Annotated in this window: 28 protein-coding genes; 26 read left to right on the forward strand and 2 right to left on the reverse strand. The window is 34.8% G+C overall.

The features are described from left to right. Positions 1 to 8: 8 nt before the first annotated feature. From fliN to HCW_RS06290, 17 genes are all read left to right on the forward strand, one after another. Positions 9 to 377 (forward strand): flagellar motor switch protein FliN, encoded by a 369-nt coding sequence (gene fliN / locus HCW_RS06205; protein ID WP_014661371.1) that lies wholly within the window; start codon positions 9 to 11, stop codon positions 375 to 377. Next, the gene (locus HCW_RS06210; RefSeq protein WP_043902664.1) at positions 374 to 1339 is read left to right on the forward strand and encodes a hypothetical protein; all 966 of its coding nucleotides are present in this window, start codon (positions 374 to 376) and stop codon (positions 1337 to 1339) included. Before fliN ends, HCW_RS06210 begins: the two co-directional genes overlap by 4 nt. Beyond that, positions 1323 to 2285 carry an energy transducer TonB gene (locus HCW_RS06215; protein WP_014661373.1) on the forward strand — a complete coding sequence of 321 codons (963 nt, stop codon included), beginning with the start codon at positions 1323 to 1325 and terminating at the stop codon, positions 2283 to 2285. Before HCW_RS06210 ends, HCW_RS06215 begins: the two co-directional genes overlap by 17 nt. Before the next feature lie 11 nt (positions 2286 to 2296). After that, positions 2297 to 3316 carry a dihydroorotase gene (gene pyrC / locus HCW_RS06220; protein WP_014661374.1) on the forward strand — a complete coding sequence of 340 codons (1020 nt, stop codon included), beginning with the start codon at positions 2297 to 2299 and terminating at the stop codon, positions 3314 to 3316. Further along, positions 3292 to 4425 (forward strand): exo-alpha-sialidase, encoded by a 1134-nt coding sequence (locus HCW_RS06225; protein ID WP_014661375.1) that lies wholly within the window; start codon positions 3292 to 3294, stop codon positions 4423 to 4425. Before pyrC ends, HCW_RS06225 begins: the two co-directional genes overlap by 25 nt. Before the next feature lie 553 nt (positions 4426 to 4978). Beyond that, positions 4979 to 7027 (forward strand): LTA synthase family protein, encoded by a 2049-nt coding sequence (locus HCW_RS06235; RefSeq protein ID WP_014661377.1) that lies wholly within the window; start codon positions 4979 to 4981, stop codon positions 7025 to 7027. A 5-nt stretch (positions 7028 to 7032) separates the two neighbouring features. Further along, positions 7033 to 8052: a tRNA 2-selenouridine(34) synthase MnmH gene (gene mnmH / locus HCW_RS06240; protein WP_014661378.1), complete on the forward strand. Its 1020-nt coding sequence runs from the start codon at positions 7033 to 7035 to the stop codon at positions 8050 to 8052. Positions 8053 to 8125: 73 nt separating this feature from the next. Beyond that, positions 8126 to 8992, forward strand: coding sequence for a bifunctional methylenetetrahydrofolate dehydrogenase/methenyltetrahydrofolate cyclohydrolase FolD (gene folD / locus HCW_RS06245; protein WP_014661379.1), 867 nt, complete (start codon positions 8126 to 8128; stop codon positions 8990 to 8992). Between the two features lie 8 nt (positions 8993 to 9000). Continuing rightward, entirely contained in the window at positions 9001 to 9891 is an 891-nt protein-coding gene (gene lepB / locus HCW_RS06250) for a signal peptidase I (protein WP_043902814.1), read from the forward strand. Between the two features lie 8 nt (positions 9892 to 9899). Beyond that, positions 9900 to 10601: a site-2 protease family protein gene (locus HCW_RS06255; RefSeq protein WP_014661381.1), complete on the forward strand. Its 702-nt coding sequence runs from the start codon at positions 9900 to 9902 to the stop codon at positions 10599 to 10601. A gap of 42 nt (positions 10602 to 10643) precedes the next feature. Further along, complete coding sequence (rpiB, locus tag HCW_RS06260; RefSeq protein WP_014661382.1) at positions 10644 to 11099, forward strand: ribose 5-phosphate isomerase B; 456 nt, start codon at positions 10644 to 10646, stop codon at positions 11097 to 11099. A gap of 62 nt (positions 11100 to 11161) precedes the next feature. After that, complete coding sequence (locus tag HCW_RS06265; RefSeq protein ID WP_014661383.1) at positions 11162 to 11494, forward strand: membrane protein; 333 nt, start codon at positions 11162 to 11164, stop codon at positions 11492 to 11494. A 47-nt stretch (positions 11495 to 11541) separates the two neighbouring features. Beyond that, complete coding sequence (gene apt, locus HCW_RS06270) at positions 11542 to 12081, forward strand: adenine phosphoribosyltransferase (protein WP_014661384.1); 540 nt, start codon at positions 11542 to 11544, stop codon at positions 12079 to 12081. A gap of 7 nt (positions 12082 to 12088) precedes the next feature. Beyond that, positions 12089 to 12667, forward strand: coding sequence for a DedA family protein (locus HCW_RS06275; RefSeq protein WP_014661385.1), 579 nt, complete (start codon positions 12089 to 12091; stop codon positions 12665 to 12667). 44 nt (positions 12668 to 12711) lie between these two features. Continuing rightward, positions 12712 to 14205, forward strand: a complete 1494-nt coding sequence (locus HCW_RS06280; protein WP_014661386.1) for a leucyl aminopeptidase — start codon at positions 12712 to 12714, stop codon at positions 14203 to 14205. Position 14206: 1 nt separating this feature from the next. Next, positions 14207 to 15307 (forward strand): redox-regulated ATPase YchF, encoded by a 1101-nt coding sequence (gene ychF / locus HCW_RS06285; RefSeq protein ID WP_014661387.1) that lies wholly within the window; start codon positions 14207 to 14209, stop codon positions 15305 to 15307. 12 nt (positions 15308 to 15319) lie between these two features. Next, the gene (locus tag HCW_RS06290; protein WP_231283057.1) at positions 15320 to 16189 is read left to right on the forward strand and encodes a radical SAM/SPASM domain-containing protein; all 870 of its coding nucleotides are present in this window, start codon (positions 15320 to 15322) and stop codon (positions 16187 to 16189) included. Here the strand turns inward: HCW_RS06290 and HCW_RS06295 are convergent. Further along, positions 16186 to 17232: an AI-2E family transporter gene (locus tag HCW_RS06295; protein WP_014661389.1), complete on the reverse strand. Its 1047-nt coding sequence runs from the start codon at positions 17230 to 17232 to the stop codon at positions 16186 to 16188. The two genes, HCW_RS06290 and HCW_RS06295, sit on opposite strands and share 4 nt — an antisense overlap. A gap of 95 nt (positions 17233 to 17327) precedes the next feature. On the opposite strand from HCW_RS06295, the gene dapF reads away from it, so the two are divergent. Then, positions 17328 to 18140, forward strand: coding sequence for a diaminopimelate epimerase (dapF, locus tag HCW_RS06300; RefSeq protein ID WP_043902666.1), 813 nt, complete (start codon positions 17328 to 17330; stop codon positions 18138 to 18140). Positions 18141 to 18232: 92 nt separating this feature from the next. After that, positions 18233 to 18883, forward strand: a complete 651-nt coding sequence (locus tag HCW_RS06305; protein WP_014661391.1) for a YkgB family protein — start codon at positions 18233 to 18235, stop codon at positions 18881 to 18883. A gap of 47 nt (positions 18884 to 18930) precedes the next feature. On the opposite strand, the gene HCW_RS06310 is transcribed toward HCW_RS06305, so the two are convergent. Beyond that, entirely contained in the window at positions 18931 to 19131 is a 201-nt protein-coding gene (locus HCW_RS06310; protein WP_014661392.1) for a ribbon-helix-helix domain-containing protein, read from the reverse strand. 176 nt (positions 19132 to 19307) lie between these two features. Here HCW_RS06310 and HCW_RS06315 point away from each other — a divergent pair, with 176 nt between their 5' ends. The 7 genes from HCW_RS06315 to HCW_RS06345 all read left to right on the forward strand — a co-directional run bounded on the left by HCW_RS06315 (position 19308) and on the right by HCW_RS06345 (position 26151). Next, the gene (locus tag HCW_RS06315) at positions 19308 to 20558 is read left to right on the forward strand and encodes a hypothetical protein (RefSeq protein ID WP_014661393.1); all 1251 of its coding nucleotides are present in this window, start codon (positions 19308 to 19310) and stop codon (positions 20556 to 20558) included. A 146-nt stretch (positions 20559 to 20704) separates the two neighbouring features. After that, positions 20705 to 20917 carry a 30S ribosomal protein S21 gene (gene rpsU / locus HCW_RS06320; protein ID WP_014661394.1) on the forward strand — a complete coding sequence of 71 codons (213 nt, stop codon included), beginning with the start codon at positions 20705 to 20707 and terminating at the stop codon, positions 20915 to 20917. 68 nt (positions 20918 to 20985) lie between these two features. Then, positions 20986 to 21729, forward strand: a complete 744-nt coding sequence (gene fabG / locus HCW_RS06325) for a 3-oxoacyl-ACP reductase FabG (protein ID WP_014661395.1) — start codon at positions 20986 to 20988, stop codon at positions 21727 to 21729. Positions 21730 to 22003: 274 nt separating this feature from the next. Next, positions 22004 to 22240, forward strand: a complete 237-nt coding sequence (gene acpP / locus HCW_RS06330; protein ID WP_014661396.1) for an acyl carrier protein — start codon at positions 22004 to 22006, stop codon at positions 22238 to 22240. A 97-nt stretch (positions 22241 to 22337) separates the two neighbouring features. After that, entirely contained in the window at positions 22338 to 23576 is a 1239-nt protein-coding gene (locus HCW_RS06335; protein WP_014661397.1) for a beta-ketoacyl-ACP synthase II, read from the forward strand. 31 nt (positions 23577 to 23607) lie between these two features. Further along, the gene (gene accA / locus HCW_RS06340) at positions 23608 to 24537 is read left to right on the forward strand and encodes an acetyl-CoA carboxylase carboxyl transferase subunit alpha (RefSeq protein ID WP_014661398.1); all 930 of its coding nucleotides are present in this window, start codon (positions 23608 to 23610) and stop codon (positions 24535 to 24537) included. A 459-nt stretch (positions 24538 to 24996) separates the two neighbouring features. Beyond that, positions 24997 to 26151, forward strand: coding sequence for a SulP family inorganic anion transporter (locus HCW_RS06345; RefSeq protein WP_014661399.1), 1155 nt, complete (start codon positions 24997 to 24999; stop codon positions 26149 to 26151). Positions 26152 to 26298: the final 147 nt, after the last annotated feature.

The raw sequence follows: 26298 nt of genomic DNA on the forward strand, positions 1-26298 counted from the left end.
AAATTTCCATGCCAGAAACACCAGAGTCTAATAAGTTAGAAAACATCAATAAAGAGAAAGCACACAAAGAAAAAGAACTTGAACTTTCAACTTATTTAGAAGAACTTATTGATGACTACAAGGGGTTATTGGATATGGAAGTGGTATTTAGTGCGGAGTTGGGTTCTACACAAATCCCTTTATTGCAAATTTTGCGCTTTGAAAAAGGCTCAGTGATTGATTTGCAAAAACCAGCAGGAGAGAGTGTAGATACCTTTGTAAATGGGCGTGTTATAGGCAAGGGCGAAGTCATGGTATTTGAGCGTAATTTAGCAATTCGTTTAAACGAAATTCTTGATTCTAATGCCATTGTGTATTATCTAGCTAAAAATTCATGAGATTTTTATCTTTGTTGTTGAGTGCAATATTGATGTTATTAGCTAATGACACAGAGCCATTATCATTGAAAGATAACACCCCTATTAAGCTTGTTGATTGGCGAAATACCCTTATAGATATTTTGCCTAATCCAACTACACAAACGCCCACACCCACTCTTCTCTTAAAAGCTGTGCAAACCACACTTATCTTTGAAAAACCCTTAGATACAACTCCAAAAATTATGGAGGCTGAGGGGCAAAAAGTCATTGTATTAAAAGGTGTTGGTATGGATTCTAAAAAAACAATGGATTTTTCTCTTGCCTCTTTGAAATCTTTAGAGGCTTTTTCTTATCAAAACGATTTGTATCTTTTATCACAAAAAACAACAACTCCCCTAGATTTAGAAATCCAAGCATCAAGGAGTAAGGATTCTAAACAAGTGCGCTTTTTGTTTATTCCTAAAGGATTTAGCCTTATTTCTCAAACACCTCAAAAAAAACCTCAAATAGAGCTTAAAGAACCCATAGCACCAAAGGAGTCTATCCCTACACTTTCTGCGGTTTCTACAACACCCAAAGCACACCAAGTATTAGAAACACCTAAAGTGCATGTAGAAAGCCCTCTAAGTTCGCTTGGTTTGAAAGCCCCCTTAGATTTAAGCCATGCCTATAAGGCATTAGGAGTTATTCTCGCCCTACTAGGTGTTTTATATTTTGTTAAGAAAAAGTTTACCCCTAAAGAATCCTCTCTAGCTAAAAATTCTAAACTAGAGATAAATACCCTAAAACAAATTGATGCACGCCATAAAATTATTTCTATAGATATAGAATGGGAGCGTTATTTAGTGTTGCTTAGTGATAAACACAGTTTGCTTTTGGGAAAAACTAATATTAAACCCTCTAAAGAAGCTCTTATTAAAGAAGCTGAACTTAATGTTAAGAATTCAAAATTAGGAAATTTATATGCTAGATACTTCTAAAACACAGACTGAATTAGAACATGATTTTGATTCTAATAAAAATAATTCTCTTGATAATGCCTCTAATCAACCTAAATTAGGGCGTAATTTTGACCCCGTTGACTATTCTAATAGGAATTTTTTCCTCTCTTTTATTTTATCTGTGTTGCTCCATGCACTGATTTATTTCTTGTTCCAATATGTCTCACAAGCTCAAAGCAAACCAAAATTAGTAAAAGTTGACCCTAGCAATTTGCTTGTGTTAAAAAGAGGGCATTCACAAGACCCTACCAAGAACCAACCCGGTGCACCTAAGCCAACTCTATCTGGTCCAAAGCAACCCCCTACACCACCAACCCCACCCACACCTCCTACACCACCTAAGCCTCAACCAAAGCCTAAGCCTAAGCCCAAACCAAAGCCTAAGCCTAAGCCCACTCACCACAAAGCGCTTAAAAAAGTGGAAAAAGTAGAAGAGAAAAAAATTGAAAAAGTAGAAAAAAAGGTTGAGAAAAAACCTGTTGAGAAGAAGTTTGACCCCAACAAACTCTCTTTCTTGCCTACAGAAACTACACCTCCACAACAAGCAAGAAATGACAATAACAAAGGGTTAGACCAACAAACTAGAAAAGATATTGATGATTTATATGGGGAAGAATTTGGTGATTTAGGCACTGCTGAAAAAGACTTCATCAAAAGCAATTTGCGTGAAATTGGGCGTATCACACAAAAATATTTAGAATACCCCTCAGCTGCAGCTTATTTAGGACAAGATGGATTAAATGCAGTAGAATTTTACTTGCATCCTAATGGTGATATTAGCGGTCTTAAAATCATTATTGGCTCTGAATATAAAATGCTAGATGATAATACCCTTAAGACCATTCAAATTGCTTATAAAGATTATCCACGCCCTAAAACGACTACTCTAATTCGTATTAAAGTGCGTTATTTTATGTATCGCTAGGGAGGTATATCTTGCGCTTGACTTTACATGACCCAATAGACGCACACTTACATGTGCGTGAGGGGGAAATTCTAAAATCGGTTCTTCCCTACTCTTCTATACCTTTTAGTTCAGCAGTGATTATGCCTAATCTCAGTAAGCCTCTAATTAATACGCAAATCACGCTTGATTATAAAAAAGAGATTTTAAAAAATTCTTCCAATTTCAAGCCCTTAATGAGCCTATATTTTAATGATGATTTGACCTTAGAAGAATTACAACTAGCCAAAAAACAAGGTATTAAACTTTTAAAACTCTATCCTAAAGGCATGACTACAAACGCTCAAAATGGCACTTCTAATTTATTGAGTGAAAAAACCTTAGAGATTTTAGAAAACGCTCAAAAATTAGGCTTTATTCTATGTATCCATGCAGAACAAGAAGGCTTTTGCTTGGATAAAGAATTTTTGTGCCATAAGGCTATAGAGATTTTTGCAACAACTTTTCCACAGCTTAAAATTATTTTAGAACATTTAAGTGATAGGCGCAGTATTTCTTTGCTTGAAAAATACAATAATCTCTATGCCACTCTAACTTTGCACCACATTAGCATGACCTTAGATGATTTATTATCTCAAGCACTCAACCCGCATTGTTTTTGTAAGCCTTTAATTAAAACCAAAGAAGACCAAGACGCTTTATTATCCCTTGCCTTAAAAGCTCATAAAAAAGTTTCTTTTGGCTCAGATAGTGCTCCGCATTTTGTTTCTAAAAAACATAGCGATAACATTCCAGCTGGAATTTTCTCAGCCCCTATTTTACTACCTGCATTATGCGAGCTTTTTGAAAAACATAACGCTTTAGAAAAATTGCAAGCCTTTGTAAGTGATAACGCTAAAGCTATCTATAATTTAGAAAATTTACCTAAAAAGCAAGTCATTCTTTCTAAAAAATCTTTTGAAGTGCCAACACACACCAATTGCCATAAAGAACAAATTGCTATCTTAAGAGGGGGCGAAACGCTTTCTTGGAACATTCAAGAAATCTTTTAACACTTAAAAATCTGGCGTTTTTATTAGCGCTTTTAAGTGTTCTAACTTTTATTATCAATAAACACCAACACCCTAACTATACCTTTAATCCTAATAAACCCCTACTTACTCATAATAAGCCCTTTTTTTCAAAACTTGATATACCAAAGCCTAAAAATGCGCCTATGGTGCATGCAAGCTCTCTTATTAGCTTGCCTAATAAAACACTCTTAGTAGCATATTTTAGTGGGACTAGAGAGGGGGCTAAAGATGTGCAAATCAACGCTAATATCTATAACCCTAACACTAAAAAATGGAGCGAGGCTTTTATTCTTTTGACTAGAGAAACTCTTTCAAAAAGCGCTCATGAATACATTAAGAAACTAGGAAATCCCCTACTTTTTTGGCATCAAAATAAAATCTTGCTCTTTGTAGTGGGAGTTAGCATGGGTGGATGGGCAACTTCAAAAATCTATCAGCTTGAAAGCCCTTCTATTCACAAGCCCTTTAAATTAGTTAGAAGCCTTCATTTAAGCCCTTTTTTAAATTTAAGTCATTTGGTGCGCACCAAACCTTTAAATACTGATGATGGCGGTTTTATCTTACCCTTATACCATGAATTAGCTAGTCAATATCCCTTATTGCTCAAATTTGATTTTCAAGCTAATCCCACAGAGCTTTTTCGCCCAAACCTACTTCATGCCCAACTTCAGCCCTCAATCACGCCTTATAAAAAGTGTGCCATTATGGCTTTTAGGAATCATCATTTTTCAAATGCTTTAATGCTACAAACTTGTCTATCCCCCACCAAATGGCAATCTCTTTTGCCAACCAATCTCAAAAATTTAGATGATTCCTTAAATTTACTCAATCTCAATAACACGCTTTATTTGATTCATAATCCCGATAACCTTTCTTTGCGCCGTCAAAAATTGCTTATCTCGCAATTAAAAAATGATAACACCTTTCATACTTTAAGCGTTTTAGACAAAGCAGATGAAGTAAGCTACCCAAGCTCACTGATTGATAATAATTTTATTGATATTACTTATACTTATAACCGCCAAACAATTCGCCACATTCGTTTTAACTTAGCCTATCTCAATTCCCTTTTAAGTTTACAACCATGATTTTTGCGTTTTCTTTTTCATTGCTATGGCTTGCTGGCTTGCTTTTTATATTTAAAAACAAATCTTTTATAGTTAAAATCATTTGTTCTCTTTTAATTCTTTTAATAACTAATATCCCTATTATTTATCATTTATCACTTAATCAATGGATATTAAGCTTTACATCTTCTTTAAGTATATTAAGCATTCTTTTAGCCCTTTCCTACATAGCTTTTTCTTTGAATCTTTTAAAAACCCCTCCCCTAAAAGACTTTTATTCTAATCTTATAATGATTATTTTTAGCCTTTTGCTATTGGTTGATATTTTAGGTTTCTTGCCTTTTTCCATTTATCATCACTTCTACATGTCAATAGTATTTGCAGGGATTTTTTGTATTTGTTTATTTTTAAATAATGCTTTTCTAGGATTTTTAAGCTTACTCTCTCTTGCTAGTGCCTTATTGCCCTATCTTAATTATTTTCAAATCTTAGATACTTTATTTGATTTACCCTTATTTATTTTTACAAGCTTTAATGCTTTATATAATTTTAGAAAAAGGCTATAATAGCGCTTATGAAAACTTTACTACAGCCACTATCCAAACTCTTTTTAAAAGGTTTTTATTTTACCTTTTTTATGAGTTTGTTATTTGTTCTTAATCGCATTGTTTTTATCCTCTATACAGGTTATTATAAGCAAGCCATAGAAAATGCCACTTTAAGTGATATTATCAAAGTAGTGCTAGATGGGGGCAAATACGATAATCGTGTGGTAGCAGCTATGGCAATTATCTTTATGATAGTAGGACTTTTTGGACTATTAAACGCTAAACTTCAAAACAAAATGCTTAACTTTTTTGCTTGTTTTTGTGTTGCTGTTATTTTATTCTTTAACATTGCTAATGTTGTTTATTATGGCATTTATGGCAATGTCTTTGATGAAAATTTGCTAGAAGTATTGTTTGAAGATAAACTCACGCTTTTAAGCATGGGATTAAGCGGCGAGTATCCTATTATCTCTAGTTTTATTATTTTTATAATACTTTCAATTCTCATTTCACTAACCTATCTTAGACTTCAAAAAACCCTTTTTGTCAAACCGATTTCTTGGTATTCTTCTTTAAGCTGTAATCAAACCAAACCTCTTAAAACCTTTATTCTATTCATTCTTTTTTCACTCACGCAGATGTTATACATTAACGCACAATTTAGTTTTGTGGGAGCGAGCTTAGATTTTCACTTAGAGCCTGTTAGAGACCCATTCTTACGCAAAATTACACCCGGAGCCTTTCGCAGTTTTTATCTAGTGGTGCGTAATTATAGGCGTAGTCATAATCTTAAATTAAGTAATTTTACTAAAACCCCCTTAATAGAAGTGGTGCAAAAATATTTTAATATCCAAAAAGCCCCTCCCTATAATCTCTATGATTTGCTTGCTCAAACAAGCCACAACACATCTAATCAAAAAATTGAACATGTTTTTTATATTATTTCAGAATCTCTAAGCTCATGGCATTTTGATAAGAAATTTGATAGTCTAGGTTTAACAAGTGCCTTACAAAATTTAGCTAAAAGTGAGCATGGGTTTTTGCTCCCTACTTTTATTGAGAGCGCCCCTAGAACCGTTAAAAGCCTGGATGCGCAAATTACGGGCTTACCCTATATTAATGATAATAATCTAGTAAACTCTGGGGTTGCTATACCTAGCTTCCCTATGGCTATTGGCAATCAAATGAAAGCTTTAGGCTTTAAAAACAATTTTTATTATGCGGGTAGTGGGATTTGGAATAAGCTAGATAGTTTTACCAAAAAACAAGGTTTTGATGCGCTCTATTTTAACACGCATCTTTTAGAATATGCTAAAAATAAGCCCTATCCAAAACCTATAGAAAGTAATTGGGGTGTGCATGATAATATACTATTTGATTATATTATAGACAATACAAACTCTAATGAAAAAACCTTTAGCATGATAATGACCTTAAGCAACCATGTAACAAGAAATGTGAATCTTAAAGCCTTTAATGTGCCAACAGAAAAAATAGAAAATTTTGTAAAACAAACCCCTAAAACTGATAACTTGCCTGATGCTAATTTCTTAGGGCATATCTATTGGTATGATAAGGTGGTGGTAGATTTCATTAAAAAAGCTAGTCAAAAATTCCCTAACTCGCTTTTTATTATCACAGGAGACCATTTTGATAGAAGTTATGAATATGCTAAAAACGACCTTTATATGACTAAATCAGTGCCACTTATTCTCTATGCCCCTACTCTAAAACCTAAAATGATTAGTGAAGTGGGTTCGCATTTAGATATTGCCCCAACCATTATGGAATTAGTCGCCCCTAAAGATTTTAAGTTTGTGAGTTTTGGAAAGCCCTTGTTTTCTAATAACATTACAACTCCACCAAACCACCCTAATTACGCCCTAGGCTTTGAAGCCATTGCAACAAATCGTTACTTTTACAACCCAACTTTTGGCTTTCGCTATCTAAATAATTCTAAAGCATTAGAAGAGGATAAAATAACAGCCCCCAAACTCTATCAACAGCTAGAGTATCTAACAGCTCTTAGCTGGTATTTACTCTATGAGCAACCACTTATCCCTAAAAAGCCATAATAATTATGCAAACCACACAGAATTTAGAAAATTTTGATGTTTTTTTAGACGCAAGAACCCCAAAGGAATTTGAAGAATCTCATATCCCTAATGCTCTAAATTTTGCTGTTTTTAATGATGAAGAGCATGCGCTTATTGGCACAATTTACAAACAAGAATCCCCCTTAAAAGCAAAAATTTTAGGCTCAAGCCTAGCATGCCAAAATATCGCACACTATTTACAAAATAGTCTCAATGACAAAAACACTCCCCTAAAGCACAAAAACAAAATTTTAGTTTATTGTGCTAGAGGGGGTAAGCGAAGTTCTGCTCTTGGCATTATTCTAAAAGAGATTGGCTTTCAAGTCCAAAAGCTTGAAGGGGGCTATAAAACCTACCGCAACTTAGTTTTAAATGAGCTAAAAAAGCCATTCAACAAGCCATTAATTGTATTAGATGGCTTAACAGGTTGTGGCAAAACAGAGCTTATTGAATATTTTTCTTCTTTTAGCATTGATTTAGAAAATCTAGCCAAACACTATGGCTCTAGCTTTGGTAACCCCACAAACGCTAAACGCCCCACTCAAAAGATGTTTGAAAATCTCTTGTATAATGAAATCAAATTAAAAAAAGATGAGCCTCTTTTAATGATAGAAAAAGAGCCAAAAGCCCTTGGAGGTCTAGTTATCCCTAGTCCCCTTTTTAATGCGTATCAAAATTCCCCTTATACCATTTTTGTTAACGCTCCCTTAGAATCACGCATTAAGCGCTTGGTTAGCATGTACTCTCAGTTAAGAGATGATGTTTTTAATAAAGCGCTAAACACCATTAAACCCTATACCACTAGGGCTATTTTTCAAGATTTAAAAAACCTTTGGGAGCATAGAGATTTAGAAAAAATTGCTGAAATCCTAACGACAAAATATTATGATTTAGTTTATAAAAAATCTCCTAGTTCCTATAGCATTTCATTTAATACCTTAGAGCAAAGTGCTGAAGAAATCCTAGCCATTAGGGCTGAAATCTTGCATAATGCTTGCAAGTAAATTTTGGCTAATAGAATAATTTTTGCTAAAATAAGGCGATTTTAATTTTAATTGTATTTAAAGGATAGCCAATATGGCAGACAAGGGCTGTGTTTTGCTAGATGGACAAGCATTAGCTTGCTCTATAGAAGAAAACCTAAAACATGAAATCCATAGTATTGTTTCAAATTCTAATAAACGCCCTAAATTAGCCGTTATTTTAGTGGGCAAAGACCCAGCAAGCGTTACTTATGTCAATATGAAAGTCAAAGCATGTCAAAGAGTTGGCATAGATTTTGATTTGCAAAATTTAAAAGATACTATCACTCAAGAAGAGCTTTTAAATCTTATTGCAAACTTTAATGCTAATAAAGATATTTCAGGGATTTTGGTTCAATTACCCTTACCCAAACATATTGATTCTAAAAAAATTTTAGAGGCTATTGACCCCAAAAAAGATGTTGATGGCTTTCACCCTCTTAATGTGGGCAAGGTTTGTGTGCAAAAAGAGGCTTTTTTGAGCGCAACACCTATGGGAGTTATGCGCCTTTTAGAGCATTATCATATTGATGTTAAAGGCAAAGATGTCGCTATTATTGGTGCGAGCAATATTATAGGCAAACCCTTAAGCATGCTCATGCTTAATGCTGGAGCAACTATTAGCGTGTGTCATATCTTAACCAAAGATATTTCTTTTTATACTAAAAATGCTGATATTGTATGTGTGGGCGTAGGTAAGCCTAATCTCATCACAGCAGACATGCTCAAAAGTGGAGTGATAGTTATAGATATAGGCATCAATCGCTTAGATAATGGAAAAATTGTAGGCGATGTGGATTTTGAAAATGTCAAGCAAAAGGCAAGCTTTATCACACCTGTTCCTAAAGGTGTAGGTCCTATGACCATTATTTCTCTTTTAGAAAATACTCTTTTAGCTTTTCAAAAACAACAAAAGGATTAATGACTATTATGAAGTTTTTACGCTCTTTTTATCAATTTTGCTCTAGTTGGGTTGGCACGATTGTTATTGTATTATTAGTGGTATTCTTTATTGCACAAGCCTTTATTATCCCCTCTCGCTCTATGGTTGGCACTCTTTATGAGGGTGATATGCTTTTTGTTAAAAAATTTGCTTATGGAATCCCCATTCCAAAAATCCCATGGATTGAGCTCCCCATAATGCCTGATTTTAAGAATAATGGGCATTTAATTGAGGGCAAACACCCTAAGCGTGGCGAAATTGTTGTCTTTATCCCCCCTCATGAAAAAAAGTCTTATTATGTTAAAAGAAATTTTGCTATTGGGGGCGATGAAGTGCTTTTCACACAAGAGGGACTTTACTTACACCCTTTTGAAAGTGATAATGATACAAATTATATCGCCAAGCATTTTCCTAATGCTAAGACTAAAGAGTTTATGGGAAAAACCTTTGTATTAAACCCCTATGCCATTAAACATTTAGGCATTCATTACCAAAAGAACAATGAAACCTTTGAAGTTATGGCACAGCTTGCCAATCAAGGTGGAGGTGCTAATTTAAGCATGCAACTTATACAGATAGAGGGCGAAAGCGTTTTCTATAAAAAAATCAATCCTAACGAATTTTTTATGATAGGTGATAATAGGGACAATTCTAGCGATTCACGCTTTTGGGGAAGTATCCCTTATAAGAATGTTGTCGGCTCACCATGGCTGATTTATTTTAGCCTTAATCTAAAAAATAGCTTAGAAGTTGATGCCGAAAACAATCCTAAAAAGCGCTACTTGGTGCGTTGGGAGCGTATGTTTAAAACAATAGATGACATAGAAAAAGCTCTTAAAGAAAAACAACAAAAACCATCAACAACACCACTTCATTAAGATTTTTTATGCCATTAGGGGACTTTTCAATAGAAAGCATTATTTTAACTATAGTTAAAATCCTTGCTTTACTTCTTGCAATTATTGGACATGAAATCATGCATGGCTATAGCGCCTTATTATTTGGCGATACTACTGCCAAAAATGCCAAACGCCTAAGTTTAAACCCTATTAGGCACTTGGATATGATGGGTTCAGTGCTCTTGCCTGCTATTTTATTGATTTTTCAAGCACCTTTTTTATTTGGTTGGGCAAAGCCTGTTCCTATAGATATACGCTACATCATTGCAAGAAAGGGTGCTCTAGCTTGCGTAATCGTGAGTTTAGCTGGTGTGGCATACAATTTTCTTTTGGCTATTATCTTTGCCATAATAGCTCATTTTGTTTTTCAAAGTTTTGGTATTACTGATTTAAGGCTTGAAAATTTAGAGCTTTGGCAATTGATTCTAACAACTTTTTTGATTCAGTCAATACTATATAATATTGTCTTAGGAATTTTTAATAGTATCCCTATCCCACCCTTAGATGGCTCAAAAGCGCTTGGTTTTCTAGCTCTACATTTTAAAATTCCAAGCTTATTAGAATGGTTTTCTAAAATGGAGCGCTACTCTATGTTAATTGTTTTCTTATTTTTATTTATCCCACCTTTATCAGAATTTTTTATCCATGCACCCACACGATTTTTATTCTCTTTATTATTATCTTTATAAAAGGTTTAATAATACACTCTAATTTTATCAACAAGGATTTTTATGAATACCCTAGCTACCCCTCTAAATATCAATGAAATTTTTATTGGAAGCGACCATGCAGGTTATCAGCTTGCAAATTTTATTAAGCAATTCCTAGAAAAGAGAGGTTTTAAAGTGCATGCTTTTTTAGCTAAAGAGCGGGCTGATTATCCTGATTATGCCAAAATAGTTTGTGAAAAAACTCTCTATAATGAGCATAATTTTGGTATCTTAGTGTGTGCTACAGGAATAGGCATGAGCATGACAGCCAATCGTTTTAAAGGCATTAGAGCAGCCCTTTGCACTGATATGTATATGGCTAAAATGACTCGCTTACATAATAATGCTAATGTGTTGTGTTTGGGCGAAAGAATTAGTGGTTTAGGCGTTATAGAAAGCATTTTAGAAACTTTCTTTTCTACTGAATTTGAAGGCGGACGCCACTTAGGACGCATTCAAAAAATAGACCAAAATTAAAAAGAATAAAAGAATTGTGCTAAAATCTCTCAATAATATCTTCTAAGGAATAGCAATTAAAGATGTTTTCTGAATGGCTTTTATTTACTATTGCAATTGTTTTAGTCATTTATATGGGAGTGCGCACTTTCTTTTTCAAAACCGTTGCTAAGCGCCAAGAACGCACCACTGCCTCTATGAAACTCACTTTACAAGAAGCAGAAATTTTAATCCAAAAACACCAATTACAACTTCAAAGAGCATTAGGCAACATTGATATTCTTACTCAAGAAATGAGCTCCTTAAAAACAGAGTTAAAAACACTCAAACAGCGTAACACTCAATATAAGAGTGAATCAGATAAATACAAAAACCGCATTAAGGAGCTAGAGCAAAAAATAGAAGCCCTTCTTTAAAAAACGCTATAATGCAATAAAAAAGATATTAGAGGATAGGATTTACCATGAATGAAGCATTTAAAAAAGAACTTTTACAACACATTAGAGAGATAAAAGATTATCCTAAAAAAGGCATCTTATTTAAAGATATAACCACTCTTATCAACCACCATAAGTTATTTAAAGAGCTTATTGATAAGCTTAAAAAACGCTATGAAAACATGCCTATTGATTTTGTAGTAGGCATTGAGGCAAGAGGCTTTATTCTAGGCTCTGCTCTAGCCTATGCGCTTGGTGTAGGATTTGTCCCTATTAGAAAAAAGGGTAAATTGCCTAGCAAAATCATTTCTCAAACCTATGCTCTTGAATATGGCACAGATAGCATGGAAATTCATACAGACGCTTTTAGGGGTATTAAAGGGGCTAGAGTGTTACTTATAGATGATTTGATTGCAACAGGAGGCACCGCCCTAGCAAGCCTTAAGCTTATCAAATCTTTGCAAGCCATATGTGCTGAGGCTTGTTTTTTAATAGGGCTTAAAGAATTATCTGGTATTAAACTCATAGATGAGCAAGTCAAAACTTTTTGCGTGTTAGAGTGTTAGGGAAAACATGGAAGAATATATTATTAGCTTATGGAATCAGCATGCATCTACTTGGGGCTATCTCATCTTATTTGGTTGGAGTATTTTAGAGGGTGAAATTGGACTTATTCTAGCTGGCATTGCAAGCTATACAGGGCATATGCACTTAGGATTGGCTATTCTAGTTGCAGGGCTTGGAGGTTTTGTGGGAGACCAAATCTATTTTTATATTGGACGCACCAATAAAACCTATATCCAAAAAAAGCTAGAAAAACAACGGCGCAAATTAGCCTTGGCGCATTTATTATTGCAAAAATATGGGTGGTTTATCATCTTTATCCAACGCTACATGTATGGCATGCGCACAATTATTCCTATTAGTATAGGGCTAACACGCTATAGTGCTTTAAGATTTGCTATCATCAACTTAATCAGTGCCATGATATGGGCATCAATTACCATTGTTCTAGCTTGGCATTTAGGAGAGGCATTATTACAATCTTTAGGTTGGCTAAAAGAGCACCCTTATATGCTATTATTGCTCTTAGCGTCTTTTTTGGGCTTAGTAGCATGGTATTTTCAATACTACAGCAAAAAAGACAAGTAAAATGTTTTATAATATTTGTTTAAAATTTAAAGAAAGGTTATTCAATGTTACACATTAAATTAGAATCCACAACATTTGAGCAAGCACACGCCGATGTGAGCTTAGTTTTTATTTTCAATAAAGACCTTGAGCATGCTTGGGTAAAAAATAAGGAAGTCTTAAAAGCTTTTGATTATGAGGGTGAAGGCACATTCTTAGACCAACAAAATAAAATTTTATATGTAGGCGTTAAAGAGAATGATACCCATTTGTTACGAGAGGCTAGTTTTCAAGCCATTAGAGCCCTTAAAAAACTCCCTTTTAAAAACGCAAAAGTAGGTGTTTATAATTGTCATAAACCCTATACTGAAGACAAGGCTCTTCTAGAAAATCTCAAAGCACTTTTCTTGGGTTTAAAACTAGGTATGTATGAATATGATACCTATAAATCTAAGAAAAAAGAAGTGGCACTCAAAGAAGTTGTTGTTGCCCTAGATTTGCATACTCCTTGTGAAAAAGCATGTTCTAAAACCTTGCACGAAGTTGCTAAGAGTGCTTTAGACTATGCTAATATCTTAACTGAGAGCATGAATTTAGCTAAGGATTTAATCAATACACCCCCTATGATTGCTACTCCCATTTATATGGCTGAAGTGGCAGAAAAAGTTGCTAAAGAAAACCATTTAGAATTTCATGCTCACGATGAGAAATTTTTAGAAGAAAAGAAAATGAATGCTTTTCTAGCCGTTAATAAAGCATCTCTTTCTAGCAACCCACCACGCTTAATTCATTTAGCCTATAAGCCTAAAAATGCTACAAAAAAAATCGTGCTTGTTGGCAAGGGTCTAACCTATGATTGCGGTGGTTTGAGTTTAAAGCCAGCTGATTATATGGTTACTATGAAGGCTGATAAGAGTGGCGGTTGTGCGGTTATTGGTATTTTAAACGCTCTAGCTAAGCTTAAAGTAGATGCAGAAGTGCATGGCATTATTGGTGCTACGGAAAATATGATTGGCAAAGATGCCTATAAACCCGATGATATTCTAGTTTCTAAAGAGGGTAAAAGCATTGAAGTGCGTAATACCGATGCTGAAGGGCGCTTAGTTTTAGCTGATTGTTTGAGCTATGCACAAGATTTAAACCCTGATGTGTTGGTAGATTTTGCTACTCTAACAGGAGCTTGTGTGGTAGGGCTTGGCGAATTTACTTCTGCAGTTATGGGACATGATGAGGCATTAAAAAGTGCGTTTGAAACAGCCGGATTAGAATCAGGCGAACTCTTAGCCAAACTCCCCTTTAATCGCCATTTAGCTAAGCTTATTGAGAGTAAGATTGCTGATGTGTGCAATATTTCTACTTCACGCTATGGTGGTGCATTAACGGCTGGATTATTCTTAAGCGAATTTGTGCGTGAGGAATACAAGGATAAATGGTTACACATTGATATTGCAGGGCCTGCTTATGTAGAAAAAGAATGGGATATTAATAGCTTTGGGGCTAGTGGAGCTGGCATTAGAGCATGTGTAGCGTTCGTGCAAGATTTGTTAAAAAAGGCATAGAATGGGGCTTTCTGTAGGAATTGTAGGCTTACCTAATGTAGGTAAGTCTAGCGCTTTTAACGCACTCACAAAAACGCAAAACGCTCAGAGTGCGAACTATCCTTTTTGCACTATTGAGCCTAATAAAGCGATAGTCAATGTTCCTGACCCTCGCTTAGATGAGCTTGCTAAAATTATTAATCCTGAGCGTATTTTATATTCAGTTGTAGAATTTGTGGATATTGCAGGACTCATTAAGGGAGCTAGTAAAGGTGAGGGCTTAGGCAATCAATTTTTAGCTAACATTAAAGAATGCGAAGTGATTTTACATGTGGTGCGTTGCTTTGAAGATGGCAATATTACCCATGTCAATGATAAGATTGACCCTCTAAATGATATAGAAACCATTGAATTAGAGCTGATTTTAGCAGATATTGCCACTTTGGATAAAAGGATTGAGCGCTTACAAAAATCTCTTAAAAGCTCCAAAGACGCTAAGAATATTTTAGAATGTGCGCTTGCTTTAAAAACACATTTAGAAGAATTAAAGCCTGCCAAAAGCTTTGCCAAGAAAGATAGTGAAATCTTTTTGGATTTAGATAAAGAGTTACGCTTTTTATCCAATAAAAAAATGATTTATGTTGCCAATGTCAATGAAGAAAATCTAAGCACTCTAAATGAACATGCCCTTAAGGTAGAATCTCATGCGAAAGCTCAAAATTGCGAGTTTGTTGCCCTTTGTGCCAAATTAGAAGAAGAAATGGTCTCAATGGACGAAATGGAAGTTAAAGAATTTTTGCAAAGTTTAGGCGTTAATGAAAGCGGATTAGAAAAAACTATTCGTTTAAGCTTTAAAGAGCTAGGCTTAATTAGCTATTTTACAGCTGGTGTTAAAGAAGTGCGCTCTTGGACGATTAAAAAGGGTTCTAGCGCACCAAGTGCTGCTGGAGTGATTCATAAAGATTTTGAAAAAGGCTTTATTAGAGCCGAAACTATCGCTTATGAAGATTTTATCACCTATAAGGGTGAATTAGGTGCTAAAGAAAAGGGTGCGTTACGCATTGAAGGTAAGGATTATATCGTGCAAGATGGCGATGTATTACATTTTCGCTTTAATGTCTAAAAGGAATTTTCAATTCGTTTTAAAAAAGTCTATATAGAATTAAGCGATATTTGTGCCTTAAAGTGCAGTTTTTGTCCTAACCCCAAAAACCAACGAGGGATAATGAGCTTGGAGCTATTTCAAAACGCTTGCAAGCAAGTTTCTCCCCTAACCAATAAAATCACTTTACATGTTTTAGGAGACCCTTGCAAGCTAAAAGATTTAAAGCTTTATTTAGACATTGCTAAAAACTTCAATCTCAAAGTAGATTTGGTTACAAGTGGTGTGTATTTAAATGATTTTTCCTTGCTCTTGCACGAAATAATTTGGCAAATCTCAATTTCTTTAGATGCAGGGCTAGATTCACAAAACAAGCTCAATAAAGAGTGCTATATTAAGCGTATTTTAGAATTTTGTCATTATAAATTTGAAAAGAATAGTGAAGTTTTTTTGAATTTACGCATTCAAAGCGCTACTTTAAAAGAACACTTTAGTTTTATTGAGCCCTTTTTAAAGGCTTTTAATCCTATGTCTTTTGAATATTTGCAAACACATAAAAGAGTGCGCTTGTTTAAAAAAAGTTTTTTAAATATCCAACAAACTTTTGAATGGCCAAATCTTCAAACCACTCCCATAGCTAGTAGCCAACAACAATCTAATGCCCCTTATTGCTATGGCTTAATAGAACAAATCGCTATTTTAGCCAATGGAATTGTAGTGCCATGTTGCATGGACACTAATGCGAGTATTAATCTTGGCAACATTCATATAACCCCTCTACAAGCAATTTTAGAGAGTAAAAAAGCCCTAGCCATTAAAACACATTTTCTAAAAAATCAAGCCATTGAGCCACTATGTAAGCATTGCACTTATGCTAAGATACGCCAACAACAGCATTCTTAGCACTCGCATAACTCCCTATTTTTAGAAAAATAGCTTTCATACAATCGCAACAAAGCGATAAAAAATGCTGTAATTGTAGGCCCTACAGCAATACCCCAAAAGCCAAATTGCGAAATACCAGCAATCATAGAGAAAAAAATTAGCATTTCATTAATTTTAAGCGTGGTCTTAAACAACCTTTGTTTGATAAAAACAATTAAAATAGGTTTAATCACACTATCAATTAACCCCCCAATAAGAACTATAGAATACAACGCAATAAAAATAGCGCCATTAGTATGCCCATGATAGAGTTCAAACACCACCACCGGCACCCAAATTAACGCCCCCCCTACAACAGGCACTAAAGATGCCAAGCCATATAAAATTCCTAAAAATAATCCATCATGCCCAAACCAAACAATCATAGCGCCAAAAGCAAGCCCCTCTAAAAATACCGTAATCATAGAAGTTAAAAGCACAATACGCAAAATTCCAGCCACTTCTTGAAAAATCCCTTCACTTTGTTTAGATTCAAAAGGCAATACCCCCAAGAAATAATGATAAAAACGCTCGCTATAGTAAAAAAAGAAAAATAGTAACCCTAACACAAATGCTGTATCGCTAATAAGTTTTAAGCTGTATTTTCCAATATAGCTACTTACCTTTAGCAAAGAGCCTGTAATAGAAGAGGCGCTAATATTTTCTAAAAGTTTTCTAACCCCCTCACTAAGCGTGGGAAAATTTGATAGCTTTTCTGGCACTGCCACTTTAAACCAACTCACCAAATCTGAAAGATTATTAAAATTGATTTCAAAAATAAAGTTTGAACTTCTATAAGCAATAAAATATAATGGGACAACTAACACGCTTGCTAAAGTCAGCACACAAATAAGCGAGCTTAAAGCATTGGAAAAACGGCGATTCAAAAATACCTTAACTTGAAAAAGCCCCACGCACAAAAGCCCAGCAATCAAGGCATCCATCAAAAAATCTTGATACAGATATACCATCCAATAAAATCCGGTTCCAAAAAGAATCCAGAAAAAATACTGCGCTTTCAAAATTCACCCCTATATCTTAAACTTAAATTAGTAAAATGTTAGCTAAAAACCTTTGTTTTTAGATAATAATTTAATCAAAAGAGGTCTTATTGCACATGGTGTTTTATAAATATTCAGGTAGCGGAAATGATTTTTTAATCACGCACGCTTTTAAAGAACAAGATTTTTCACTCTTGGCTAAGCAAATATGCCATAGACATGAAGGGTTTGGTGCTGATGGATTAGTGGTGTTATTACCCCATACTCATTACCCTTATGCATGGGATTTTTATAATTCTGATGGTTCTAGGGCTAGTATGTGTGGGAATGCGAGTCGTTGCGTAGGATTACATGCTTATAAGTATCAATTAGCACCAAAAAACCATACCTTTTTAGCTGGAAAAAGAGAAATTTCTATCAGTATAGAAGAGCCAAACATTGTAGAAAGCAATTTAGGGCATTTTCAAATCTTAGAGAATATATCCCAACTACAAATAGCTAAACAAGCCACTTTGAAAAGTTTCTTAAAAGAAATCGCTACTTGGCATTTAATTGATACAGGTGTGCCTCATTTAGTGGGATTTGTCAAAGAAAAAACTTATTTAGATTCTTTAGATTTAAATGATTTAAAAGCCTTACGCCATTTATTTAATGCTAATGTAAATATTGCTTATATAAAAGATGAAAAAACTATTTTTCTACACACTTATGAACGAGGGGTTGAAAATATTACTTTAGCTTGTGGGACAGGCATGGGGGCTGTTTTTGTTATAGCGCATTTGAATTATCACCTAAATTCTAGTGCCACCTTAATCCCAACAAGTCAAGAACGCTTAAATTTATCCTTAAAAGATAAGCAGATTTTTTACAAAGGAAAGGTGTGTTATATTGGCATGAGTGTTACAGAGCCCAACCTCTTGTTGCCATAATGAAAAAACTTGTTTTCAATTTGGTATTAGACATGCTATCATTTAATCGCTATCTTTAGCGATTAAAAATATTTTTAAAGGATTTTTGATACATGCAAATACTCAAAACATTTTTAGAGGCGCTTGTAAAGCTTCAAAATTTAGGTGGCTATTTAATGCACATAGCTATTTTTATTATTTTTGTTTGGATTGGTGGGCTTAAATTTGTCGCCTATGAGGCTGAAGGAATCGCACCTTTTGTGGCTAACTCCCCTTTCTTTTCTTTTATGTATAAATTTGACAAACCCGAATACAAAGAACATAAAATGTCTGAAAGCCAATCTATGAAAGAAGAATTACAAGATGATTCCAAAATTATTGAAAATAAAGAATGGCATAAAGAAAATCGCACTTATTTGGTTTCTGAAATACTTGGCATTACAATTATCACTTTAGGCGTTTTAGTATTTTTAGGACTTTGGATGCCTTTAGCTGGAGTAATTGGGGGACTGCTAGTTGCTGGAATGACTATCACGACCTTATCTTTTTTATTCACTACGCCTGAAGTCTTTGTTAATCAACATTTCCCATGGTTATCTGGAGCTGGAAGATTGGTTGTCAAAGATTTAGCATTGTTTGCTGGAGGATTGATTGTAGCGGGATTTGATGCCAAACGCTACTTAGAGGGTAAGGGATTTTGCTTAATGAATCGTTCGTCTTTAGGAATTAAGGATAAAAATTGTTCTAGTAGATGTTGTTCTTAAATAATAAAACTCGCAAGACAATAAAAGCTTGCGAGTTTTGAGCTAAATTAGCTCTTCTTATAAATAATAGTCTTTAAAATATGGCGCTTAACAAATGAGTTAACGCTCTCTGCCTCTTCAGTAGCTAATTCTTTTAAAATATTATGCTCTTCCCTAGATAAATAGAAAGTAACCGAAAAGTTTCTTTTTAACTCATCTATAGAAACACGCTTACGACCCGGTCTCATGTTTTTATTTGTAGAATCCATATTATCTCCTTGTTTAAGTTATATAGTAACAATTATTCTAACATAAATTAAACACAATTTTTCACCAAAACTAAAACAACTTATTTTTTAATTTATATTCAAAGCATAACTATGGTAAAATATTCCCATTCACCCCACATTTAATCTTTTAATCTCAAAAATAACGGTGGTAATCCATGCTAAAAACAGCTTTGTTTAAAAAAATATCTTTATTGTCCTTGCTTGTAGCAAATGTCTATGCGTTTGATTGGAGTATTTTTAAATATAATTTAGGGTTCAATATGTTTATTATGGACCATGAGGGCATGACACCTTATTGGGTCAATACTAATACCACTCTAAAAAGTCGCCTCACGCCTGAATTTGGCATACAATTCAACACCAAATATGGCGAGCAAAGCCTCATTGTAGGAGCGTATTTTTTTCAAAACTTCCATAATTACAGCACCAATTTCCCTTCTTCTTGGGGGCCAACAATGTATTATAAAGCTAGGGGCAAGCACTTTAGCTTTTATGCAGGGATTTTTCCTAGAAAAAATCAATTAGGAAGTTATGGTTTAAACATCTTCTCCCCCTACTATTGGTTTATAGACCCAAATGCTAGAGGGTTTTTATTGCAATATCAAGACCACTATTCCCCCTTAAAGTCTTATTATGGGCATGCGGAATTTATGCTAGATTGGTTTGGGGGTAATTGCTATACAAATTGTAAATTTGGAAGAAACCCTTATGGCAACGCTATGGATAGATTTCAAATGAATGGTTCTGTAGATTATCATTTCTTCAAAGGCTATCTTGGACTTGGAGGGAATTTTGTATTGTTTCATAACGAAGATAAATACCTTTTAAATGGGGCTGATGGCTCTACTTTCAACACCCAAAAAGCCATTAATAGTAGCGCTATATATCTTTTAGATAGATTTTATTATAATGCTTATGTAGAGAGCAATTTGCTTGAGCTTGCACCCTTTATGGATAAACTCAACGCTCGTTTTGGCATGGTCTCTGAGGCCTCTAGATTACGCAATAAAGAAAAAAATGTGCCATTCACTAATAGTGTGGGCGGACAAGTAGATGTAGAAATGCAATTTAAGGGTTTTGGAGTGCATAATCTATTCTATTTTGCTCAAACACCAGAAATGCCCTACTATAACCAATACAAAGATATTGATTTATATTGCACACCATCTTATTGCCCTACCCCAATTTATCGTGGTGTGCCATTCTTTCAAGCTAACATGTATAATCGTTTTGATTTATACTATAATTGGAAAAATAGCTTTGCCTCAGTTAAAGTCAATTTTGTGCTTAATTCTATGCATGAGGGCTTTAGAAGCAATACGCCTTGGACACAATCTTATCAAGTCTATATGACTGTGGCTTTAGACCCCTATAACCTTATTAATATCATTGCTAGAAAAAAATGAGTTTTTCAGTATGTTTTCCAACAAAATAAATATTAAAAATTATTGTTTTATTGACAATATCCCCCTTAGTCTTATATAATGCCACTTCGTTTGTGGCGATTGTAGAATACACAATAACTTAAGCCATAGAAAAGAGGTGATATTAAGTGCCCGGAATTAAAGTAAGAGATGCTGATGCTTTTGATGAGGCTTACAGAAGATTCAAAAAGCAAACTGACCGCAACTTGGTTGTAACTGAGTGTCGTGCAAGAAGATTCTTTGAATCTAAAACTGAAAAGCGCAAAAAGCAAAAAATCAGTGCTAAGAAAAAAATCTTAAAGCGCCTTTATATGTTAAGACGCTATGAGTCAAGACTATAAGTTTGACAAGCCTAATGCTCCTTGTTTAATCAAGGGCTAGGGATTAAATTTTGAAGGATTATTGAGTAATGCAATTCACAGGAAAAAATGTTCTCATTACCGGAGCCTCCAAAGGCATTGGAGCAGAGATTGCTAGGACACTCGCCTCTATGGGGCTAAAAGTATGGATAAACTATCGCAGTAATGCTGAAGTAGCAGACGCTTTAAAAGCTGAGATTGAATCTCAAGGGTATCAAGCAGCTGTTATTAAGTTTGACGCAACTTCTGAAACTGATTTTGCTGAAGCGATACACACTATTATTGAAAGCGATGGAGCTTTATCTTACTTAGTCAATAATGCGGGTATTGTAAGAGACAAATTAGCTATCAAAATGAAGACAGAAGATTTTCATCATGTGATTGAAAATAACTTGACTTCAGCCTTTATTGGTTGTAGAGAGGCCTTAAAAGCTATGAGCAAGAGCCGTTTTGGAAGTGTGGTCAATATCGCTTCTATTATTGGCGAAAGAGGCAACATGGGACAAACCAACTACTCTGCAAGTAAGGGCGGTATGATTGCTATGAGTAAATCTTTTGCCTATGAAGGGGCTTTGAGAAATATTCGTTTCAATTGTGTAACACCGGGCTTTATAGAAACCGATATGAATGCCAATTTAAAAGATGACCTTAAAGCGGATTATGTTAAAAATATTCCCCTCAATAGACTAGGGTCTGCTAAAGAAGTGGCAGGAGCAGTAGCGTTTCTTTTAAGTGATTTATCTAGTTATATTACCGGAGAGACACTTAAGGTTAATGGTGGGCTTTATATGTAGTCCTTTGGGACAGCTTTTTAATGATATTGTTTGGTAAGTAACAAAAACCATGCTATCATTATGTTGTTTATTATTATTCTGAAATACAAAGAGGTTTCGTCAAATGGGGATTATTTACTTAATACTTTTTCTCATCGTGATTTATTTGTTATACAGGATTTTAGATGTTTTAGAGCATAAATAATAGCCCTAAAACATCTAATCGTATAGTTTTTTGCTTAGGCAAATATAAGTTTTTATTTAAGATAATATTTTTTAATTGAGGAGTTTTAAAATGGCTTTATTTGAAGATATTCAAGCAGTAATTACTGAGCAATTGAATGTAGATGCAGCGCAAGTTACTGAAGAGGCAGAGTTTGTTAAGGATTTAGGTGCAGATTCTTTAGATGTTGTAGAATTGATTATGGCTCTAGAAGAAAAATTTGGCATTGAAATTCCTGATGAGCAAGCAGAAAAAATCGTTAATGTTGGCGATGTTGTGAAGTATATTGAGAGCAATAAACTAGCATAACATACTTTAGTTGCGCTTGGAGATTTTAAATCTCCAAGCCTTGTTTATTAAAAATCTAGTTTTTTTATAATTTAAGTTTTGAAGTGAGGAGCTATTTGTGCGTCGGATTGTAGTAACTGGAATGGGAATGATCAATTCGCTAGGATTAAACAAGGAAGATTCGTTTTCAGCCATTATCAAGGGAGAATGCGGTATTAAAACTATAGAAAGCTTTGATGCGAGTGCATTTCCCGTGTGTATTGCTGGAGAAATCACTAACTTTGACCCTACAGAGGTGATGAATCCTAGAGATGTGAAGAAAGCAGGGCGTTTCATACAATTAGCCTTGAAAGCTACAAGAGAAGCTATGAAAGATAGTGGTATTTTAGACGCTCAAAATAAATGCCCCGAAGAATTAGCTAATCGCATGGGCGTAAGCTCTGGCTCTGGTATTGGTGGGTTAGGCAATATTGAGGCTAACTCTATCTATTGTTTTGAAAAGGGTCCTAGAAAGGTTAATCCTTTCTTCATTACTTCTGCGTTAGTGAATATGATTGGTGGTTTTACTTCTATTGAATTTGGCATTAAAGGACCCAATCTTTCTAGTGTAACTGCTTGTGCAGCCGGAACTCATGCCATTATTGAGGCTGTAAAAACCATTCTACTTGGTGGGGCTGACAGAATGCTTGTAGTAGGCGCAGAATCTACTATCTGTCCTGTTGGTATTGGTGGATTTGCTAGTATTAGAGCTCTTTCTACACGAAATGAAGAGCCTACTAGAGCCTCAAGACCTTTTGATAAAGAGCGTAACGGATTTGTTATGGGTGAGGGTGCTGGAGCATTAGTGCTTGAAGAATATGAGAGCGCTAAAAAACGAGGCGCTAAAATTTATGCCGAGTTTGCCGGATATGGTGAAAGTGGCGATGCTAATCATATCACTGCGCCAGCACCAGAGGGCGAAGGCGCTTTCAGAGCTATGAAAATGGCATTAGAAATGGCTCAAGTAGAAGTAGGCTATGTGAATGCGCATGGAACTAGCACTTATTATAACGACCTATACGAAACTATTGCTCTACGCAATGTCTTTGGTGGCAAAGATAAAGTTCCGCCGGTTAGCTCCACAAAAGGACAAATTGGACATTGCTTAGGTGCAGCGGGTGCTTTAGAGGCTGTTATTGCTATTATGGCAATGAATAAAGGGATTTTACCCCCTACAATCAATCAAGAGACTCCAGACCCAGAGTGCGACCTAGATTATATTCCAAATGTGGCTAGAGAAAAGCAAGTATCAGCAGTTATGAGTAACTCATTTGGTTTTGGTGGCACCAACGGTGTTGTGATTTTCAAAAAAGCCTAACACCAAACGCTTATAGATTAGGATTTTATAAATGGCAGTTTATTTAGACTTTGAAAATCATATCAAAGAAATTCAAAACGAGATTGAACTAGCGCTCATTAGGGGCGATGAGGATGCTAAGGAAATCTTGGAGGCACGACTAGATAAAGAAGTTAAAGCCATTTACTCTAATCTTAGCGATTTTCAAAAACTCCAACTCGCAAGACACCCCGATAGACCCTATGCCATGGATTATATTGACCTAATCTTAAAAGATAAATATGAAATCTTTGGCGATAGGCATTATGCTGATGATAAGGCTATTGTTTGCTTTATTGGTAAAATTGATAATATTCCAGCCGTAGTTATTGGCGAAGAAAAAGGGCGAGGCACTAAAAACAAGCTTTCAAGAAATTTTGGCATGCCAAACCCTGAGGGCTATCGTAAAGCTTTGAAAATGGCAAAATTTGCTGAAAAGTTTAACCTACCTATTCTTATGCTTGTAGACACTGCGGGTGCATATCCCGGACTTGGCGCAGAAGAAAGAGGACAGAGCGAGGCTATTGCAAAAAACTTACAAGAATTTTCTAATTTAAAAGTCCCTACGATTTCTGTAATTATTGGCGAGGGTGGCAGTGGTGGTGCACTAGCCATTGCAGTGGCTGACAGACTAGCCATGATGCAATATTCAATTTTTAGCGTGATTTCTCCTGAGGGTTGTGCGGCAATTTTATGGAATGACCCTAGTAAAACCGAAGTGGCTATCAAAGCAATGAAAATTACCCCCACTGATTTAAAAGAGGCAGGGCTAATTGATGATGTGATTTTAGAGCCTAGCAAGGGAGCTCATAGAGATAAACTTCTAGCTGCCAACACCATTAAAGAATATTTCTTAGATAGCTTACACTCCATTCAGCAAGACCCTCATTTTCTTGAAAAGCGCTATCAAAAACTCATGTCTTTTGGCTCATTTGTAGAATAGAGTCAATAAATCTTACAATCAAAATTAGCCTTTCAATTACTCAAAAACCAAATAAGCTACTTGCTAAACCTAGCGCATCAAGGAGCTTTTAAATCTCTATTCTCCCCTAATTTTACTTGCTTTTTATTTTTTCAACAATGAAATGTTTTTTACAAAAACACAAAGCTATATCACATGAAAGCCTATATCAAAAAATATTTTCTCAATAATCTATCTTATATTAATTAAAAAGTAATTTTTAACTATTTTTTAAATGGCTAGTTATTTTTCACATCTCGTTATGGCATTATTTTACAAACACCAAAACTAAGCCTCACAAAATAAATTTTTTCAATAACATTCCCCTATTACTTTAAAAAATCAATCTATAAAATAAAATTCTCTAAATAATTAAGACTGAGTTAAGGAAAATCCGCTTAAATTATCCTTTGGATTAATATTTGTCTTAGAAAGGGTGTGATGATAAAAAAAATAAAAGACGAATGGCTTTCAAACATTCATAAGGATTTGCTTTCTAGCTTTGTAGTGGGGCTTTCTATGATACCAGAGACTGCCGGATTTGCTATTATGGTTGGGTTAAGCCCTAGCATTGCCTTTTTTACAACCTTTTATATGGCGCTTATTTTGTCTCTATTTGGCGCTAGAAAGGCTATGATTAGTGCAGCAGCTGGCTCAGTAGCTTTAGTTTTAGTTGGAGTTTGCAAAGACTATGGGATAGAATATGTTGGTATTGCGACCATTATGGCAGGAATTATCCAAATCCTTTTTGGGATTTTTAAAATAGGAAAATTATTAAAATATATTCCCCAATCTGTAATGTTTGGCTTTGTGAACGCACTAGCTATCTTACTATTAAAAGAGCAATTCAAATTTTTTGAAAACCAATCTTATCCCATGTATATGCTAGTTCTTATAGGCATTCTTATCATTTATTTATTCCCACTAATCACTAAAAAAGTCCCCTCAAATCTAATTTGTATTATTGCAGTTAGTGCAATAGCTATTATTTTTGATATTCAAGTCCCAACTTTAGGCACTATAGAACAAGGCAAAATGGAATTTGAATTTATGGCATTACCTCATTTAGATATGCCTATTTTTCTAGGCTTGCTACCTTATGCCCTATCTTTAGCCCTTGTTGGGACTATAGAGAGCTTGCTTACGGCTAAGACTTTAGACAACATCATTGGAGATTCTAGCGACAAAAACAAAGAATCTCAAGCGCAAGGTCTAGGCAATATCACCTCAGGAATCTTAGGAGGCATGACAGGCTGTGCTTTAGTAGGTCAATCTATCATTAATGCCAAATCAGGTGCTACCACAAGGCTTTCTACATTCTTTGCAGGATTTTCTCTCATTATCCTAGTGCTTGTCTTTAACGAATATGTAACCAAAATCCCCATAGCAGCAGTTGTTGCTGTAATGATTATGATTTCTATAACAACCTTTAATCTCAAGTCTATTACCGAGATTACAAAAATTAGAATCCAAGATACGATTAACATGCTTATTGTGGTAGCTGTTGTATTAGCTACAGATAATCTAGCAATAGGTGTAGGCGTTGGGGTAGTAACCAATTCATTGCTAAACAAAATGACCTTTAAGAAATATTAGCTTTGATTACAATATTAAGGGGGAGGATAAAAATTCTAATCTATGAAAAATTTTTCCATTTTTGTCCAAACTATTTAAAAATAATCTTACTGCTTTTAAAAACAAAATATCAAATTTACAGACTTTTGCTAGTATTTGACTCTAAGC

The organism is Helicobacter cetorum MIT 00-7128 (genome assembly GCF_000259255.1).
GTDB lineage: Bacteria > Campylobacterota > Campylobacteria > Campylobacterales > Helicobacteraceae > Helicobacter > Helicobacter cetorum_B.